We start from the raw sequence: 20,006 nt of genomic DNA, 5'->3' as shown, positions 1-20,006 counted from the left end.
TAATTAGAGGTTATTACTATATGTCTGAAAAATAGTTACAAATAATACTTTATTAATATTACTGCTCTTATACTTTCATATTTAATATACGATGGTAGTTCTTTTTTCAAAATATTTATCTTATCATACCCACGCTTTTCACATGCGCTAATAATTAATTCTTCTTCTTCTTCGTTATAAAATTCTTCTAATTTTATATCAAATATATTTTCTCCAAATTCCTTTATATATTCAGTTACATATCCTAAGATAGTTGAAACTGAAAGTTCTATCTTTTCAGAAATCTCATGAATATTAACTTTTTCTTTGAGCATATCTAAAACTATTTGATTACTGTCTCTATATTCACCATCAATTATAACTTTTTTTCTTTTCCTTTCAACCCATTCAACATTCTTATCATTCTCTAGTAAATAATCATTTACTATCTTTACTATGACTTCACCATAATCGCTTATCTTTTTAGGCCCCATCCCACTAATATCTTTTAACTTATCTAAACTATCTGGATATCTACCACTTATTTCTTTTAATGTATTCATTGTTAAAACTGCTTGAGGTAATATCCTTTCCTTCTTCGCAAAATCTTTTCTTACTTTATTTAGCTTTTCATATAGTTCTAAATCGGTAGTTACTTCCAACCTAAAGTCTTCATCGGTTCTTTCACGATTCTTAGTTTCTGATAAAGGTTCTATAATAGCTGGCACTTCAATATTATTATCTTCTACAAAAAGCTTAATTGCCTCTTCAAATGCCTTACCATATTTATTATATTTAACTTCTCCAACCCCTGAAATTCTAAGCATTGCATCTTTTGATATTGGATAATTTACTGTCATCTCTTTCAACGTAACATCACCAAAAATGATGTACGGCGGAACCCCGTTGTTTTTTGCTAATTCTTGTCTTACCCCTCTAAGAATCTCAAATAATTCATTATTTTCCTTAGCCTTCTTTTCTACCTTGAATTCTTTTAATTCAACTTTCTCTTGGGATGTCAATACCATTCTTGATTTCTCATTTAAATTCAAAACTGGGTAAGTACCTTCTAAAACATTAATATAACCATGAGAAATTAGTGTATTAATAAATGTTTTAAGTTCTTCAGCCGAATATTCCTTCATTAATCCATAAGTGGATAGTTTATCAAAATCAAATTGAATTACTTTCTTATTCTTAGATCCTCTTAGCACATCCACAAGCATTCCAATTCCAAATTTATGTTTCATTCTATATATGCATGATAAAACCTTTTGAGCTTCTATAGTTTTATCAACAAATTCACCCTCACTTAAGCAATTGCTGCAATTATCACATTGTGAATTGTATTCCTCTCCAAAATACTCAAGTATGTATTTTCTATAGCAATCATTACTATATACAAAATCCATCATTTGTTGGAGTTTTCTGTATTGATTATTTTTTCTTTCAATATCTTCTATGGAATTTTCAATCAAATACTTTTGTACCTGAACATCTTGAGGCGAAAATAATAAAACACATTCACTTTTTTCTCCGTCTCTTCCTGCTCTACCAATCTCTTGATAATAACTTTCTATATTTCTTGGCATATTATAGTGCATCACGTATCTCACATTAGGTTTGTCTATTCCCATTCCAAAAGCATTAGTTGCCACCATTATATTATCTCTATCATATATGAAACTCTCTTGATTTTCTCTTCTATTTTTCTCAGGCAGCCCAGCATGATAATACGTTACATTATGCCCCCTAGATAGCAAATCCTCATATATATTATCTACTTCTTTTCTTGTTGCACCGTATATAATACCGGAAACTTCCTTGTTATTTTCAATATAACTATGTAAGTATTCTTTTTTACTTCCACTTTTAATAACATTTATAATTAAATTTTCTCTATCAAACCCGGTAATAAACACCTTTGGGGTTCTTAGCTTAAGGAGCTTAATAATATCGTCGCGCACTTCCTCAGAGGCTGTTGCTGTGAACGCTGTTATTATAGGACGCTTTTGTAATAAACTAATAAAATGAGAAATCTTCCTATAACTACCCCTAAAATCATGTCCCCACTGTGAGATACAATGTGCTTCATCAACTGCTATTTGAGAAATATTACATTTAGAGATCATATTAATAAATTCAAAAGATTCAAGTCTTTCTGGAGCTATATAGAGAATTTTAATTTCTCCTCTCTCAAGATTATTTATTACTTCATTTTCCTGAGCCGCAGTTAAGGTACTATTAATTAATGCACCTTGAATTCCCATATCCTTTAATGTATCAACTTGATCTTTCATTAATGATATAAGTGGAGATATTACTATAGTAATTCCCTCTAACACAAGTGCTGGAATCTGATAGCAGATTGACTTTCCTCCACCAGTTGGCATTATAGCAAGTACATCTTCACCGTTTATTATTTTTACTATTATATCCTCCTGACCTTTTCTAAAAGTTTTATATCCATAATATTTTTCTAAAACATTACGAGCTAAACTAGTCATTAATTCTTACTCCTTATATCAATCAATTCTTTAACTTATTTAATCTTAATACATTATATAATAATATCATATTTAATTATTGACTTAATTCTTTATTATTTAATCATTTAAGTTTAATACTTGAAAATAAAGTAGGATTGATATTTCATTTATAATGTATCAATCCTACTTTAAATTTAATTCAACAATTCTAATAATAAAAATTTAATTATTTTACTTAGCTAAGATTTCAACTCCAGTTTCAGTAATTAATACTGTATGCTCCCATTGCGCTGACAACTTATCATCTGCTGTATAAATAGTCCATTCATTTACTTCATCCACAAAAACATCGTAAGTTCCTTCATTAACCATTGGTTCTACTGTTAGAACCATACCCGGAACCAAAAGCATTCCAGTTCCTTTTTCACCTATGTGTGGAACAAAAGGGTCTTCATGAAATTGCCTTCCGATTCCATGGCCGCCTAATGCTCTTACTATATTATATCCATGCTTATGGGCATGTTCAGCACATGCTGCACCTATATCTCCTAAAAATCCCCATGGTTTTATAGCTTCAATGCCTTTTATCATACATTCTCTAGCCACTGTCACAAGTTTTTTCGCTTGTTCATTAACTTCACCTATCATAAACATCCTTGACGCATCCGAATAGTATCCATTTAAAATTGTTGAAACATCAACATTTACAATGTCCCCATCTTTAAGAATAATACTTTCATCTGGTATCCCATGACAAACTTCATTATTGATCGATGTACACACACTCTTTGGAAATCCTTCAAAATTTAGTGGTGCCGGAATTCCTCCCTGCTCTACAGTATAGTTATATACTAGTTTATCAATATCATCTGTACTCATACCAGCTTTAATTTTAGAAGCAACTAAATCTAACACACCATCATTAATTCTAGCGCTTTTTTTAATTCCTTCGATATCCTCTGAATTTTTGATAATATCTCTTTGTGGTACCAGATGACCTTTTCGTCTGAAACTTTCTAACTTTTCATCAAATTCCAAATGACATTTTTTATACTTTACTCCACTACCACACCAACATTTCTCATTTCTATCTAAAACCATTATTGTTATAACACCTCTTTAAAATCATATTATCTTTATTATTTAAATTTAGAATATATTAATTATAATACTCTAAATCAACTTAAATGCTCTTCCAATTAACTCTTCTTCATCAACAATCGGATATTTTAAACCTAATTTTCTCATAAAATCTACTGCTTGCCAATTCATTCCATATGTAAATTCATCATTTGAATATGCTTTTTCTTGGCTTTTTATAAGTTTTTCAGTCCAAGGTTTATAATACTCTCTTATTTCATCAAATTGAATAGCTTCTAAAAATTTGCATACTACTTTAGGATTTCCCTTATACAACTTTATTTCTTCTATTTCGATGTCTTCTATATATCGAGGTAAAGGACAAAATCTATCAATAATTTTACCATCATAAAATAATTCATACATCCATAGATCAACATCATAAATGTAGAAATTAAAAATTGGACTATCCAATTTCTTTCCTAAATATAACGCAACCTCATTAATCTCAGAAAATAATTCTGGATATAAAATAACAGAATTATTATTACTCTCACTCAAAAGAAATAATTTATATATTTCTGTGTTTAATGCAGTTTCTTTTAACACTTTAGAATTTTTATTAAAATATGAGTTTAATACTCCCAACACCTCATCTTGGCTTTTCCCAACAATACCAGACATTGATATTAATGCTCTCATATTAACCTCTCCCCCATAATAGTTACTTCGTATAACATTATATATTAAACTTGATTTATTGTAACTATGTAATTCCCAAAAATTATTTATTTCTTGCCTTTTCTACGCTTAACTTTTTACCCTTTATTGTCATGTTATTTAATTCTTCAATAACTTTCTTACCTTTTCCATTTAGTATATCAACATATGATACAGAGTCTTGAACATCAATAATTCCAATATCATCTGAATTTATACCTTCTATCTTACATATCGCACCAACAATATCACCTGGACGAATTTTCTTTTTCTTTCCTCCATTTAGATAAACTTTGGTAATGTTGGTGTTTATAACCATAGATTTATCTTTTTTCCTTTTTGGCTTACATTTTAGTAGCTGAATACTTTCATTACTTACTAATTCATTAATAGGAATATTACTTACTGGAATTCTAAATCCTATATATTCTTCAATATCTTTAAGGAGTTTATCTTTCTCATTCATACAAAAACTTATTGCTTTTCCTTCTGCTCCTGCTCTTCCCGTTCTACCAATCCTATGAACATAAGCCTCTTTCTCTACAGGTAAATCATAGTTTATTACATGAGTAATTCCTTCAATATCAATTCCTCGTGATGCTACATCAGTTGCTACTAACACCCTAAAGTCCCCCTGTCTAAAACTTTCCATAGTGTTTAGTCTTTCTTTTTGAAGTAGTCCTCCATGTATCTTATTAACTGAATATCCTTTAGAATTTAAATATTCAAAAACTTCATCCACTGTTTCTTTAGTCTTTCCAAATATTACAGCTGTTTCTGGCTTTTCAAATAATAATATTTTATTTAAATTTTCAAGTTTATCTGCATAATCTACATAATATAAATTGTGTTCAATATTATCAGTAATAAGTTTTTGATTTTTAATGCTAATATCAACTGGTCTATCCATATATTTTTCACATAAAACTTTTACTTCTTCTGGAATTGTTGCAGAAAATAACATTGTAGTTTTTTTCTTTGGGATTCTTCTAATCACACCTTCAACTTGCCCTATAAATCCCATATTAAGCATCTCATCTGCTTCATCAATAACAAAATATTTTATTTTTGATATATTAAAACTTCCCCTATCTATAAGGTCTAAAACCCTTCCCGGAGTCCCAACTACCATGTGAGTTTTTTGCTTTAATTTTCTTTCCTGCTCCGAAATCGGTTCTTTACCAAAAACAGAAACCGCCTTTATTCTTTTAAATCTTCCAATATTAGATATATCTTCACTTACCTGCACTGCTAATTCTCTTGTTGGAGTTAAAACCAAAACTTGTGGACTATTTTCATCCCAGTCTACTTTTTCACACAAAGGAATACCGAAAGCTGCTGTTTTTCCACTTCCTGTTTGCGATTTTACTATTACATCCTTATTTAAAAGAATCTCCGGAATTACTTTTTCCTGAACCTCAGAAGGTTTATCGTATCCTAAACCTTCGATGGATTTTAAAATTTCATCACTTAACTTAAATTTAGTGAATTTGTTATTCATAAATTATATTTTCACCTCAATTAATACTATTAATTTATTTTCATTCGTTGATATATAAATCTTTCTTATTATACCATTCTTATCTATTATTCAAACACAATCTTTATATAATTTAAAAAATAGTTCTTTATATAGCTTATTTTTCTTCCCTAATCTCTGTAATTTTGCAGAAATTCCTCTTACTTTGATTTTCATTTCTATCAATACCACATTTTCAGTAATCAAAATTCATGAAAAACTTAGATATTATACTCCAAATAAATCATCTTCATATATTATATTCAATAACATATTGCACATTATTTATTCTATCTTCATAATAACTAAAGAGGAACATGTAACTTTAGCTAGAAAAATGAACATAATAAGGATATAATTAATTGTCAATATAGAGAGTAATCTATAATATTAAAAATGATAACTATAAAAGGAGAAATAAATGAGTATTTTATTTAGTGATCTTAATTTGAATTCAAATATAATCGAAGGGCTTAAAATTCAGGGTATAACTGAACCAACAGCCATACAATCAACATCAATTATACCCGCTCTTGAAAATAAGGATATAATTGGTGAAGCTTATACTGGAAGTGGAAAAACCTTAGCTTACCTTCTTCCCTTATTCCACAAAATTGATGTTTCAAAACGAGAAATGCAAGGACTAATATTAGTACCAACTCATGAACTTGCCATACAGGTTGAAAATCAGATCAAGCTTCTTGCCGAGAATTCATCAATTCCAGTTACTTCTCTATCAATTATTGGAGAGGTTAATATAAATAATCAAATAAAAAAACTTAAAGATGTTAAACCTCATATAATTGTTGGTTCTACAGGTAGAATTCTTGACTTAATAAAAAAGAAAAAAATCACTGCACATACCATTAAAACTATAGTAATCGATGAAGGAGATAATTTGCTTGATCCTAAGAGAGCTAGTATAACAAAGGATATAATAAAGACAACTATGAAAGACAGGCAACTTATGTTATTTTCAGCTTCTATTAAAACCGAGACTTTGGAAACTGCTAAATCATTAATGAAGGAACCTGTGATTTTAAAGACTGAAACAAAACCTACAATAAATCCAAATATTGAGCATATGTTTATGGTTTGTGAAAGACGAGATAAATTCGAAACTTTAAGAAAACTTCTTGTTGCTGTCAAACCAGAGAAAGCAATTATTTTTGTCAATGATAATGAAGATATCGAAATAACTACAGCTAAACTAAATTATCATAGTAAAGATTGCTTTGCCATGACAGGAAAGCTATCTAAAGAAGATAGAAAACTTGCTATTGAGAGTTTCAAAAATGGGAATATAAAGATACTTGTTTCCTCTGATGTTACTGCTAGAGGGTTAGATGTAGAAGGGATAACTCATGTCTTACATTTGGATTTACCTTTGAAATTAAATGAATATTTACATAGATCAGGTAGAACTGCACGAGGAAATGCACATGGTGCTTCTATTTGCTTAGTTACAGTTAAACAGCTTAGCATAGTAAAAAAATACGAAAAAGAGTTTAACATTAAATTTATTCAAAAGAAAGTATTTGGTGGAATTTTAGAAGATTATAACTTTTCTACTGAGAATAATGAATTAAAAATCAGAAGTAAATCACATAATAATAAAATAAACAAATCAACGTTCCATAATTAAATTTAATGCTAGCTTAAAAACTAATTTTAAGCTAGCATTCTAAAATACAAAATAAAATTATCTTAGCAAAACATTAAATGTAACAAAATATGTGTAGAAAAACCTCCACTAATTAATTTTAGATTCAAGCCACTCTACTATGTGGTATATCATATGATTATCATTACTTGGTCCTATAAAATCCGCATATTCCTTTAATTCCCTTGAACTATTTTCTGGACAGAAAGAAATAGTTGATTCTTGTAACAGTTCTAAATCATTCATATTATCACCAACGCATATTATCTTTTTAGATTCCAAATTACACATTTCAATTATTCTCTTCAAAGCTTGTCCTTTAGATTCCCCTATTGGCAGTAACTCATAAGAGGTCTTTCCACTTCGTGTCCCATTAATTTTATATTTATCATAAAAATTATTTTCAATATTATCAATTATATCACTTTCACCAACTACTAGAATCTTGTGCCATTGCCTTGAAGATAATTCTTCTTTTACTTCATATATTATATCAAGCATTTCTGTTGCAGATCTTTTTGAATGTCCTGAGTCTTTAAGAACATATAATTTTCTATCGGCATATATTTCAATACCAATATTGTCAAAGTCTTCATTTAGCCTATTTACTATCTCCTTTTGCTTTTCATCAACAAAACTTTCACTAATAATTTTATTATTCTTATAATCATAAATAACTCCACCATTATAAACTATTATAGGTAGATTGATTTTAATATTTTCTAAATATCCAACCGTTGCTTCAATAACTCTTCCTGTAGCCACAGAGAACCTTCCGCCATTATCAGTAAAATAATTAATTGCTTGTAAATTTTCCTTTGATATCTCTTTATTATTATTTAATAATGTTCCATCTAAATCTGAAATAATAACATAATCACTAAACTTGTCTTTCATACTTCTTCATCTCCTTAACAATAAGTACTTATCCCTTTTTAATTTGTTTTTATAGTTATGTAAACAGTAAATACAATTAATTTTACCATGAATCATATTTATAAAATATAGTTGAATATTGACTAATAAGTTTCTAATCAAACTGAAAAAACGAAGATAAAGCACATATCAAACTTTAATCGATATGTGCCTTATCTTATTTTTCTATTTCTATCTTTTCAACTTTTACTACAGGTATTCTATGAATTACATTGTTCTCATCTTTTATTGTTGAAGTACTTAAGGTGCCTAAGATCTTTACATTTTCACTTTCACTTAAATTTTCTATCTGATCATATTCTCCAACTAAACCAACAGCTTTAGAATCTGCGGCACAGCAATTCATGATTATTTTTCCTATAATGAATTGATTTTTATTTAAATATGTTTCCTTACATATAAAACCATGAATCTCTAATTTTCTACCTATATATTTTTCTGGCTTTATTCTTATATCCTCTATGGTCATAGGATTATTATCATCAATTATAATTGTTTCTTGTTTATTGCCATTTATATCGCTTTCTTGATTTCTCTTGTAGTCTTTATTCACATTACCTTTGTTTTTATTAAAAGTATAATTGAATTCATGCTCATACAAAGATCGTCTATCTATTTTACTTGTCCTATTTTCTCTTATGTCTTCATCTAATTCAGAGTGCCTAAATGTTTGCAGATTATTAACAGAAATTATACCTAATATAATAGTTAATATAATCGGTATTAATTTCATTTTAATATTACCGTTTCCTTTACTTGTAAATATATTTTTTATTTGTGATACTGTAATAATACTTATCATAATTATAGTAATATACATATATTTAATTAAACTATTTCCTATATAAGAACTTATCTTCCCCGTATAAACCAAATAAATCACTGATAAATCGAGTAAAATAAGCGTTATAAACCATAAGAATTCTTCAAAATTAAATTTTTTCATCTATTATACCGCCTCCTTTCACGCATCTAATAATCTTTCATTTATTATATAATGTGTTATAATCCACACAGCATAAATAAAAAAGCTATTAAAAATACAACGCCTAGTGTACTTATACATAACTTAAGTACAAAACTCTTCTTGAAGGCTCCCATAATCATAAAAAGATTCTTTAAATCCAGCATCGGTCCAAGGATTAAAAATGCTAAAACACCACTATATGAGTAATTAACTAAAAAACTTCTTCCAACAAATGCATCAACTTCAGAGCAAAGCGATAGCAGGAATCCTAGCAGCATCATAATAATTATTCCTAATAATTTATTATTAGAAATATAATTAAATCCACCATGAGATACAAAAACCTGAAATATACTAGATATAAATGCTCCAAAAATCAGATAACCCATTATTTCTAAAAACTCTTTATTTGTATGCTCAATTATAGCAATATACCTATTTTCACTCTCAATATAAGAACTACACCCACAACTGCAATAACCATCAACTTCTACATAATCTTCAATTAACGAGTTTTTGTTTTTTTCAATTGCATTAACTATCATTCCAATTAAAATTGATGCTACAAACCCTCCTACTACCCTAAGTAGTACCATAATTTGTTTATCGTAAAACGCATAATACGTAGACATTATAACAACAGGATTTATTATTGGAACGGCGAGCATAAAGGTAACGCCAAATCCAATCGGTACTCCTTTTTTTATAAGCCTCCTTGTTATTGGGACAATCGCACATTCACATACTGGAAATATCATTCCTATTAGAGCTGCTCCTACGTAGCCAAATACGCTAGCCCTTGGTATAATTTTTGCTATAAATTTCTCCGAAATACAAGTTTGAATTATTGCAGAAATTAGAGAACCTAAAATTATAAAAGGCATTGCCTCAAGGACTATGCTCGTAAATATACTAGCAACATCCCCGACTTCATGAATATACAGATTGGGTATATACTTTTTACCTATATACCCAATCACAATTGTACTTATAACCAAGAAAGTTACAACTCTGTTTTTCCAACGATTCATAGTACTTCCTCATTTCAAACGTATTTTGGTATGTTCTATTAATATCTTTTATAATTTGATATTTTAATTCTCAGTTTCTTAATATATCCATTATCTATAACCTTTGACTCTCTAAGGGCTGTTCTCAGTATATATTTATTATTTACTTTTAATATATAAGCTTTAGGATTAATCTGTCTAACGCTGTTTACTCCTTCTACCAAATTATCTTTGCTACAGTAATCTATATTATTTATAATCACCATGTTAGCAGATTGTATAAATGGAATCATAAAACTTCCAATATTATCAATATATTGTCTGAGATTTTTTCCATCAGCTACAAAAAATATAGTAGTAATTTTACAACATTCTCTATAAATCTTTTGATTTAGTATATCTATTAATTCCTTCAAGTCAGAGGTACCATTATATTCAATTATTATTCTATTGGGATTGTACTCATCTATTGAATAAATCATTTCTTCATTTAAATCACGTACATCGTTAACCGCCTGTACTTTAATTGAATTATTAAATTCTGAAATTCTCATCTTTCCTTGTTCAAGTTGAAAAATTAAAACTTTTTCACCTTCCACTTGACTTTCATTTAACAGTGAGTTTATAAAAGTAGTTTTTCCTGAACTTAAAAAACCTGTTACAATCTCAATATTTATTTTCATTTTTACACCACCTATCTATATATAGCATTTAATATGCCACTAATTTCAAATCAGAACTAACTAATATTTTAGTAAATACTATAAAAATACATCGTCTACAGATTATTTACTTAAATAACTGTAGTAACTCATGTTTGTTCAATTTACTCCCAATAATTGAAACAACTTTTTTATTAGACCACCTAATTTTTCTACTTTTAAATTCATTTGGAACATAGTCAAATTGATAGTATAGACCATCTAATCCTTTTAAAATTCCCTTTGCTCTTAGTATATTACCAAACTTTTCATTATTAGCAATAAACTCGAATTTTTTCTGAAGCTCTTGAATACTCGTACTTTCAATAAGCTCAATTGGATAGCTTTCAAAAATTTCTTTAGCATCATGTTCTTTCTCACGTCTCAAAAATTTATTTGTATTAGATTTAGTTAATTCTAAACTTAACTTACTTTCAATGTTTCCTGCCAAAAAGAAATCTTTCGCTTTTAAATTTTCCCATGGCTTAAATATTATTTCGGCTTTGGAATTAAGGTTTCTTAAGGATTCAATTGTAGTCTTTATCTTTTCACTATCAACGAATTGACTTCGACTTAATACTATTGTGTTTGCTTTCCTTATTTGGTTCTCGTAAAATTCTTTAAAATTCTTTAAATACGTATCATAATTCCGAATATCAATTAAAGTAAAAATATATCTTACCTCTATCTTATGCTGAAACTTTATTCCTTGTAGAATGTTCAAAACTTCACTTAATTTTGCTACTCCTGATGGCTCTATAATTATGTTATCTGGATTATATTTATTTATGACCTCAAAAACCGCCTCTCCGAAGTTACCCGACACCTGACAACATATACATCCTGAATTGATTTCCTTTATTTCAACATTACTTTCTTTTAATATATCTCCATCAATTCCTACCTCACCGAACTCATTTTCAATTATTATTGTATTTTTTCCATACGCTTTTTCACTTAATAACTTCTTAATTAGCATGGTTTTTCCGGCTCCTAAAAAACCCGAAAATATATCAACATTAATTTTCATAAGAACTCACCTTTCATTCCTTCAATTATACTCATATTTTTATTTATACTATGTTACTTATATATATATGATTAAAAATCTTTACAATATTTTTTAATAAAAAAACATCCATGATTAATAGTTTCCTATCAATCATGAACGTCTCAAATTATTGTCTAAAATTTCTTTAATTAACAATAAACTTAATATGGATAATAGAAGAAGTGAGTTGCTCTATCAGTGGTTGCCGTATCTTCAAGTACTTTCCTTCTATGAAGAACTGAATTACCAAAGCTTGCCCCTTGATTATCTACAATATAAGCATACCCATCTTTATCCCAGCACATAAATATATATACATGTGAATAATTATTTGTGAAAACAATATCTCCTGGTTTTATTTGTGAAAAATCATAACTATATGCAAAACCCATACTCTTTAATATATTTTCTAGTTGATATGTATTTGATGCAGATACTGGAATATTAACGCCTATTCTTCTTAATGCTTCCGAACTAAAATATACACAATTATTGCTTGTTATTCCTCCATGTAAAGCTATTGCTTTGCTATCAACACTCCACTGATTATTTACATCAGTCATATATTTAAATAATTGATAGTTTGTATTAGAATGTGAATAATTATAGTATGTGTTTACTGTTTCACCGTTAGCTTGTACATATGTGTAATTATCTAACCATACATTTTTTATTAATGAACCATCACTATTAAACTTATATTTTTTGCCATTAATAACTCGATCCCCTGTTACCATAACCCCTGTACTTTCATCTAGATAAAATACTTTATCACTTAGATTTAACCAACCATACTGCATTCCACCAGTACTACAAAAATAATAATTGTTATTGTTTATTTTCTGCCAGCCAGTAACCATAGCTCCACTATCGCTTAAATAATATTTTACACCTTTTATTACTTGAGATCCTTTTTGCATTATTCCATCTTCATTAAAGTAATACCATTTTCCAGAAACTAACTTCCAGTCATTTTTTATGAGTCCATTTATTCTATCATAATAATACCAATTTTTATCCTTATCGCTTTCCCAACCTTCTCTTACATTACCTTCTTCATTAAATTCATAAAACTTTCCATTTATCCTTATGCTTGTCCCTTTAATTCTACTTCCATTTCTATCTAAATAACACCATTTTCCCTTTAGAAAATACCAACCTTCATCAAGTCTGAATTTATTTCCTTCTACATCGCAATATGTATAATTACCATTAATTATTTTTTGCTTAACTACATCTGGTAATTCTTCAATCTTATTATCTCCTAAATCTAAATAAGTTAACTTAGGTAAATCTCCTAACGCTTCAGGAACTTTTCCTTCTATCTTTGAGTAATTTAAATCTAAGTATTCCAAATTCTTCAATAACTTTATTTCTTGTGGAATCACATCGTCATATTTTTCGTATTTCAAGTCAATTTTAGTAATACTTAAAAAATCCAATTCTGTAAGATCACTAACTTTCTTTTTTAATTGATTAGCAACTTCCTTTGTTAACCAATTTTCTTCAATTATAACTTTACTTTGTTCAGCTATTTCCCCATTAATTCTTGCATCCTTTGCATAAGTAACCACTGGAACACTGCTAATGCATAAAAATACAGCTAATACTACTAATTTTTTCAACTTATTATGTCGCATCTAATCGTCTCCTTTTCATTTTTACATATAAATTATACCATTTAAGATATATAATCTCAAATAATTATAAAACATTCTATCTTTATACATCTTCTAGCAAATAATTTACATAAAAACATACAATTATTTTACCAATTTTAGGGCCTTTTACAAAGTAAAACTACATATTTTTTCAATTTCAATCTAATATCCATTAACCAATAAAATTAGGCAGAATTTTTAACAATAAAAAATTCTGCCTATATCATTAATAAACTAAAAATTCACTTCAGTAATTGAATGAACAATAACATCAGCATTAGATAAATCTTGATTACCTGAATTTACATTTTGAAAACCAATGCATTTCATCCCTGCTGCTTTAGCTGCTAAGACACCATTTCTAGAGTCTTCAATAACAATACATTCCTGTGGAGACACTCTTAATTTTTTAGCAGTCTCAATGTAAATATCCGGATCAGGTTTCCCATGCTTAACTTCTTCACCACTTATAATATACTCAATGTAATTTTCAAGCTTAAATTTTGATACAACCAATTCAATAAAATCTCTAGGCGATGATGAGGCTATCGCTGTATTAATATTTTTGTTTTTTAATTCTTTTAATAACTCTCTAATTCCTTCAATAGGTTCTAAATCTAATTCAATTATTTTCTTTTTAGTAAGTTCTACTTTATAATGTATTATTTCTTCCAGTGATTTACTGATATTAAATTTATTTTTAATATCTGTATACATATATTCATTAGTTGTTCCAACATATTTTTCTAAATCTTCTTTTGAAATATCACCTCCTAATTCACTTATTGTTTGTAAATCTACATCAAAATGTATTGGTTCACTATCAATAATTACTCCATCCATATCAAAAATAACTGCTTTCATAAATCTTTCTCCTTTATTTATTTATAATTTCTAATATTTCATAATTCGTATAATTTAAGTAATTACTTTAATTAATTACTTAAATTATATTTTCTCATAATATTAATTATTTATTTTGTTCACTTAATAAATAATTAATATTATATACAACTATAATTAAAAAAGGTAAAAGCTGTTTTATTAATGTAAACAAAAAAATAGCTCTAGATTTTTCTAAAGCTATTGATTCATAAGTTTTAAAAAGCTGTCTTTTTTCATTAGTAATGAAACATATGCACTTGATATTGCAAAAAATATGTTTAATATTGGTACAATACATATTATTAATAATGTTATTAATAATTTAAGTTTATCTTTACTGTTATCAATGTTTATTCTTTTCATATTCATAAATAATCTAACTAAAATTAGTGCTAACGATAAGTAACTTAATTTTACTGATATCAAATATACATATAACATTTTATTCACCTCTTTTAAGTGTAAATCTTTTATACTTGCCCCCCTATTATTTTAGTATACTCCATGGCAAAAATATACATTTTATTTCTATCTTTTTTCTCACTTTTTTGACACTTTTTATAAACAATTATCATCTTTTTAACAAACTTTCATGTACTTAATTAAAATATTCTATTTCACTATTACAAGATCATTTTAAATATATGACAATTTATCCTTATTAAGAATCTAACTATATTTCTTCATTATTCATTTAAATATAGATATAGAAGCTTAATTGTATTTTCAAGTGCACTATAATGAGTTCTTTCCATTCCATGAGATGCATGTACTCCTGGCCCTATTAACGCTCCTCTTATATCATTCCCACCTCTTAAAGCAGCACCAACATCTGAACCATACATTGGGTAAATATCAACCACATATTTTAAATTATTATCCTTTGCTAAATTTACCAATTTAGTTACCATGTTGTAATCATACGGTCCACCAGAATCTTTCGCACAAATTGAAACATCGTATTCAGTACAACTTAAATCATCACCAATACACCCCATATCAACTGCTATCATTTCACTTATATCACTTGGAATATACGAAGATCCATGACCTACTTCTTCATATGTTGAAATCAAAATTTTAATTGTGTATTTAGGTATAATTTTTTCTCTATTAAATAATTCTAGCAATCCTAGAAGGCAGGAAACACTTCCTTTATCATCTATAAACCTTGATTTAATAAATCCGCTTTCTGTAACTGTTGTTTTAGGATCAATAAATATGAAATCACCTGGACATATACCGAGCTTTAAGGTGTCATCCTTCGAGAATACATTCTCATCAATCCTTATTTCCATATTTTTAGGTTCTCTTATTTTACTTGAACTATCTTCATATACATGCGCCGCCGGGCTAGTGCTTAAAAACGTTCCTGTGTACTTCTTTCCTTCTCTAGTTCTTATAGTACAATACTCTCCATCTAGCGTCGGAACAATTGGCCCTCCAAGTAAAGAAAATTTTAATTTCCCATCAGAAGTTATTGATCTGACCATGGCACCTAAAGTATCAACATGAGCAGATAATCCTATAACTCTTTCATTAGACACTCCATTTACCGTTATTATCCCACAACCTTTATTGGTCAGCTCAAAACTATACCCAAAACTCCCTACAATGTTTCTTATCTTTTCAATTATTTCAGAGCAGAAGCCTGTTGGGCTATCAAACTCTAAAATTTCTTTAGCTGTTGATAAAATAAATTCTTTATTAATACTTAGTTCCATAAACAATCACATCTCTCTTTCAAATTCAAAATTCATTAGCAAGTTTGGATAGTTCTAAATCATCAACTCTATAAACAGTCCATTCATCCATTGGTTTAGCTCCCATCCTTTTGTAAAATTCTATTGACGGTTCGTTCCAATCTATACACCACCATTCAAGTCTACCGCAATTACGCTCGACTGCAAGCTTTCCAAGAAATGATAGCATAACTTTTCCAAGCCCTAATCCCCTCATTTCAGGTTTTATGTACAAATCCTCAAGATATATTCCTGGTCTTCCAAGAAAGGTTGAGAAATTATGAAAGAATAATGCAAATCCAACTGGCTTATCTTCATACTCTCCAATAATAACTTCTGCTTTTTTTCTAACAAAAAGTGAATCGTAAAGAATTTCTTCTGTTGCTACAACTTCATTTAGCAATTTTTCATAATCTGCCAACTCTTTTATTAAGGCTAATACTAATCCTGTATCTTTTTCCTCAGCAAATCTAAGCTTAAAATTACTTACTTTCGTATCTATAGTTTTCCTCATACTTATTCTCCATTTCCACAAAGAAATTAGCTACATATCCTATACTTTCTCCTAGGACATATAACTAATATTCTAATTACTATCTTTATTAAATTTTAATTCTAGATTTCACCTAATATTAAGTTAAGCTTTTCAACTAGTATACTCATTTCTTCATCAGTTCCTATTGTAATTCTTAAAAAATTATCAATTCTTTCTTTATTGAAGTATCTAACTAATACCCCATTATCTTTCAACTTTTCATAAATAAGTTTCCCCGAAACTCTATTATGACTAGCAAATACAAAATTTGATTTTGATTCTAATACTCTAAAATCTAGTTTTTCTAAATCACTTACTACTTTTTCTCTTGTATTTATTATTTTCTTTGTTATTTCTTTAAAATATTCATTATCTTGAATTGCAGCTTTTGCACCTGCAAGTGCTACTCTATCAATCGTATATGAATTTATACTATTTTTAACTCTGTTTAATCCTTCAATTAAATCTTTATGCCCCAATGCAAATCCAACTCTAAGACCTGCTAGTGATCGTGATTTAGATAAAGTTTGAATAACTAAAAGATTTTCATAATCTTTTATAAACTTAACCATTGATTCTCCGCCAAAATCTACATACGCTTCGTCTATTATAACAACACTATCTTTGTTTGCTTCGACTAATTTTTTTAGTTCCTCTACAGCAATATATTTTCCTGTTGGTGCATTAGGATTTGGTATTATAACTCCACCATTTGGCTTTTTTAAAACATCTAGCGGTATATCAAAATTATCATCCAATTTTACTAACTCGTAATTTAAATCAAAAAGCTCTGCATAAACTACATAAAAAGAATAGCTTATATCAGGAAATAGGATTTTTCTATCCTTTGAAAAATAGGTCATAAATGTAAATGCTAGAACTTCATCGGATCCATTTCCAATAAATATTTGATCTTTATCCAAATCATAATAATTTGCTATTTCATTTATAAGATCACTACAAGTTGGATCTGGATAAAGTTTCAAGTCATCATTAACAGCAATTTTCATGGCCTCTATAACTTTATCAGATGGTGGGTATGGATTTTCATTTGTATTTAATTTTATGTACTTTTTATCCTTAGGCTGTTCCCCAGGCACATAAGGTTCTATTTCTTTAACTTTATCATTCCAATATTTACTCATTCACTTGCCCCCTAGTATAATTTGCTTTTTAGTATATTATACCTTAAATTTATTATATCTTCTATTCCTTAACTACTTTAAATATTATTTTCAATAATAAAAAGTATTACAACTGCCATGAATTTAATATTTATTTATGATATAAATATAGAATTCTTTAGATCTACATAAAAAATAACTGTCAACATGTTCCTGAACATACTTGACAGTTATTTTTTATACTGTAATTATTTATATCTCATAATAAATTACTTAGAATATAGACGATTAATTGCACTTATCATTGATTTAATTGATGCTCTGGTAATATTACTATCAACACCAACCCCAAAAGTCTTTATTCCTATATCGTTTCTTTCCATGTATACATAAGCTGCTGCTTTCGCTTCAGAACCAGTACTTAATGCATGCTCAGTATAATCAATAATTCTAACATTAATTAGGCTGCTGCCAGATAATGCTGATTTGAATGCATCAATTGGTCCATTTCCGATACCTTCTAACTCTTTAGATAGTCCATTATATACTATTGTAACATTAACTCTAGTATCTCCATTACTATTCTCATCAGAAATATCAGAAATTGTACACTTAACCAATTTGAAAGGTATTTCTAAATTTAAATATTCCCTTTCAAAAGCTTCCATAACTTCTACTGGAGATACTTCTCCTTTTCCCTCTGATATCCTTTGGATTATATCTGCAAATTCTTTCTGCATTGTTTTTGGAAGCTTAAATCCATAGCAATGATCCATAACAAATGCAATTCCACCTTTACCTGATTGACTGTTAATTCTAACTAAAGCTTCATATTCCCTACCTAGATCACTTGGATCAATTGGTAAATACGGTACTTGCCATATCTTATCATGTCTTTCTTCATATCTCTTCATACCTTTATTAATAGCATCTTGATGAGAACCTGAAAATGCCGTAAACACAAGATTTCCTGCATAAGGGTGTCTAACATGAACTGGTATTTTAACACACCTTTCATAAACTTCTATTATCTCATCAATATTTTCAAGGTTTAACTCAGGATTTACTCCATGAGAAAACATATTATATGCAATAGTTAAGATATCTACATTTCCTGTTCTTTCACCATTACCAAACAATGTTCCTTCAACTCTGTCAGCACCAGCGAGCATTGCAAGCTCTGCATCTCCAACTCCTGTTCCTCTATCGTTATGTGGATGAACACTTACAATAACTCTTTCTCTATCCTTAAAGTTTCTACACATCCATTCTATTTGATCTGCATATACGTTTGGAGTATCCATTTGCACTGTCGATGGAAGATTAATAATTACTTTGTTTTCCTTACTTGCTCCCCATGTATCCAAAACTGCATCACAAATCTCTGCTGCATATTCAACTTCTGTTCCTGTAAAACTTTCAGGAGAATATTCAAGTAATATTTCACCTTTAAAATCACTTGCATATTCTTTTACTAGTTTAGTTCCTTCTACTGCAATCTCTTTTATCTCATCCTTACTCATATTAAATACAACATCCCTTTGTAGTACTGACGTTGAATTATATATATGAACAATGGCTTTCTTAACATCCTTCAAAGCCTCAAAAGTTCTCTGTATTAGGTGCGGTCTAGCTTGTGTTAATACTTGTATAACAACATCATCTGGAATGTGTTTTTCATCAACTAGCTTTCTTAAAAAGTCATATTCTATTTGCGACGCTGAAGGAAATCCAATTTCGATTTCTTTAAATCCAAGTTTGACAAGAAGGTTAAAAAATTCTACTTTTTCCTCAACAGTCATAGGATTTATAAGTGATTGATTTCCATCCCTTAAATCAACGCTACACCAAATAGGTGCCTTTATAATTTCATTATCTGGCCATTTTCTGTCCTTTAATTTTATTGTTTCAAATCTTTTGTATTTTTTATAATTTAACATTTTT

17 protein-coding genes are annotated in these 20,006 nt (G+C 28.5%); 1 reads left to right on the top strand and 16 read right to left on the bottom strand.

Annotated features, from left to right (window positions below; translation table 11 throughout):
- Nucleotides 1–35: 35 nt before the first annotated feature.
- From recQ to CLCHR_RS10465, 4 genes are all read right to left on the bottom strand, one after another.
- Nucleotides 36–2,486: a DNA helicase RecQ gene (recQ, locus tag CLCHR_RS10480; RefSeq protein WP_079439665.1), complete on the bottom strand. Its 2,451-nt coding sequence runs from the start codon at nucleotides 2,484–2,486 to the stop codon at nucleotides 36–38.
- A 213-nt stretch (nucleotides 2,487–2,699) separates the two neighbouring features.
- Nucleotides 2,700–3,569 (bottom strand): methionyl aminopeptidase, encoded by an 870-nt coding sequence (locus tag CLCHR_RS10475; protein ID WP_079439664.1) that lies wholly within the window; start codon nucleotides 3,567–3,569, stop codon nucleotides 2,700–2,702.
- A 72-nt stretch (nucleotides 3,570–3,641) separates the two neighbouring features.
- Entirely contained in the window at nucleotides 3,642–4,250 is a 609-nt protein-coding gene (locus tag CLCHR_RS10470) for a hypothetical protein (RefSeq protein WP_079439663.1), read from the bottom strand.
- Nucleotides 4,251–4,332: 82 nt separating this feature from the next.
- Nucleotides 4,333–5,769, bottom strand: a complete 1,437-nt coding sequence (locus CLCHR_RS10465) for a DEAD/DEAH box helicase (RefSeq protein WP_079439662.1) — start codon at nucleotides 5,767–5,769, stop codon at nucleotides 4,333–4,335.
- Nucleotides 5,770–6,208: 439 nt separating this feature from the next.
- Between CLCHR_RS10465 and CLCHR_RS10460 the strand changes: the two genes are divergently transcribed.
- Complete coding sequence (locus CLCHR_RS10460; protein WP_079439661.1) at nucleotides 6,209–7,432, top strand: DEAD/DEAH box helicase; 1,224 nt, start codon at nucleotides 6,209–6,211, stop codon at nucleotides 7,430–7,432.
- A gap of 108 nt (nucleotides 7,433–7,540) precedes the next feature.
- On the opposite strand, the gene CLCHR_RS10455 is transcribed toward CLCHR_RS10460, so the two are convergent.
- From CLCHR_RS10455 to leuA, 12 genes are all read right to left on the bottom strand, one after another.
- Nucleotides 7,541–8,347 carry a Cof-type HAD-IIB family hydrolase gene (locus tag CLCHR_RS10455; protein WP_079439660.1) on the bottom strand — a complete coding sequence of 269 codons (807 nt, stop codon included), beginning with the start codon at nucleotides 8,345–8,347 and terminating at the stop codon, nucleotides 7,541–7,543.
- A gap of 196 nt (nucleotides 8,348–8,543) precedes the next feature.
- Nucleotides 8,544–9,332: a TIGR03943 family putative permease subunit gene (locus CLCHR_RS10450; RefSeq protein WP_079439659.1), complete on the bottom strand. Its 789-nt coding sequence runs from the start codon at nucleotides 9,330–9,332 to the stop codon at nucleotides 8,544–8,546.
- Between the two features lie 56 nt (nucleotides 9,333–9,388).
- The gene (locus CLCHR_RS10445; RefSeq protein WP_079439658.1) at nucleotides 9,389–10,384 is read right to left on the bottom strand and encodes a permease; all 996 of its coding nucleotides are present in this window, start codon (nucleotides 10,382–10,384) and stop codon (nucleotides 9,389–9,391) included.
- 38 nt (nucleotides 10,385–10,422) lie between these two features.
- The gene (locus tag CLCHR_RS10440) at nucleotides 10,423–11,046 is read right to left on the bottom strand and encodes a GTP-binding protein (protein ID WP_079439657.1); all 624 of its coding nucleotides are present in this window, start codon (nucleotides 11,044–11,046) and stop codon (nucleotides 10,423–10,425) included.
- A 106-nt stretch (nucleotides 11,047–11,152) separates the two neighbouring features.
- On the bottom strand, nucleotides 11,153–12,094 hold the full coding sequence (locus CLCHR_RS10435) for a GTP-binding protein (protein WP_079439656.1): 942 nt from the start codon (nucleotides 12,092–12,094) through the stop codon (nucleotides 11,153–11,155).
- Between the two features lie 182 nt (nucleotides 12,095–12,276).
- Nucleotides 12,277–13,755: a leucine-rich repeat domain-containing protein gene (locus CLCHR_RS10430; RefSeq protein ID WP_079439655.1), complete on the bottom strand. Its 1,479-nt coding sequence runs from the start codon at nucleotides 13,753–13,755 to the stop codon at nucleotides 12,277–12,279.
- 255 nt (nucleotides 13,756–14,010) lie between these two features.
- On the bottom strand, nucleotides 14,011–14,640 hold the full coding sequence (locus tag CLCHR_RS10425) for an HAD family hydrolase (protein ID WP_079439654.1): 630 nt from the start codon (nucleotides 14,638–14,640) through the stop codon (nucleotides 14,011–14,013).
- A gap of 219 nt (nucleotides 14,641–14,859) precedes the next feature.
- The gene (locus CLCHR_RS10420) at nucleotides 14,860–15,102 is read right to left on the bottom strand and encodes a hypothetical protein (RefSeq protein ID WP_079439653.1); all 243 of its coding nucleotides are present in this window, start codon (nucleotides 15,100–15,102) and stop codon (nucleotides 14,860–14,862) included.
- 245 nt (nucleotides 15,103–15,347) lie between these two features.
- Nucleotides 15,348–16,385, bottom strand: coding sequence for a M42 family metallopeptidase (locus tag CLCHR_RS10415; protein ID WP_079439652.1), 1,038 nt, complete (start codon nucleotides 16,383–16,385; stop codon nucleotides 15,348–15,350).
- Nucleotides 16,386–16,410: 25 nt separating this feature from the next.
- The gene (locus CLCHR_RS10410; RefSeq protein WP_079439651.1) at nucleotides 16,411–16,917 is read right to left on the bottom strand and encodes a GNAT family N-acetyltransferase; all 507 of its coding nucleotides are present in this window, start codon (nucleotides 16,915–16,917) and stop codon (nucleotides 16,411–16,413) included.
- A 101-nt stretch (nucleotides 16,918–17,018) separates the two neighbouring features.
- Complete coding sequence (gene hisC, locus CLCHR_RS10405) at nucleotides 17,019–18,083, bottom strand: histidinol-phosphate transaminase (protein ID WP_079439650.1); 1,065 nt, start codon at nucleotides 18,081–18,083, stop codon at nucleotides 17,019–17,021.
- Between the two features lie 248 nt (nucleotides 18,084–18,331).
- Nucleotides 18,332–20,002 (bottom strand): 2-isopropylmalate synthase, encoded by a 1,671-nt coding sequence (gene leuA / locus CLCHR_RS10400; protein ID WP_079439649.1) that lies wholly within the window; start codon nucleotides 20,000–20,002, stop codon nucleotides 18,332–18,334.
- Between the last annotated feature and the right edge of the window lie 4 nt (nucleotides 20,003–20,006).

This window comes from Clostridium chromiireducens, assembly GCF_002029255.1.
Classification (GTDB): domain Bacteria; phylum Bacillota; class Clostridia; order Clostridiales; family Clostridiaceae; genus Clostridium; species Clostridium chromiireducens.
The sequence above is the reverse complement of the archived record's forward strand: the minus strand, read 5'-3'. Positions and strand labels throughout refer to the sequence as shown.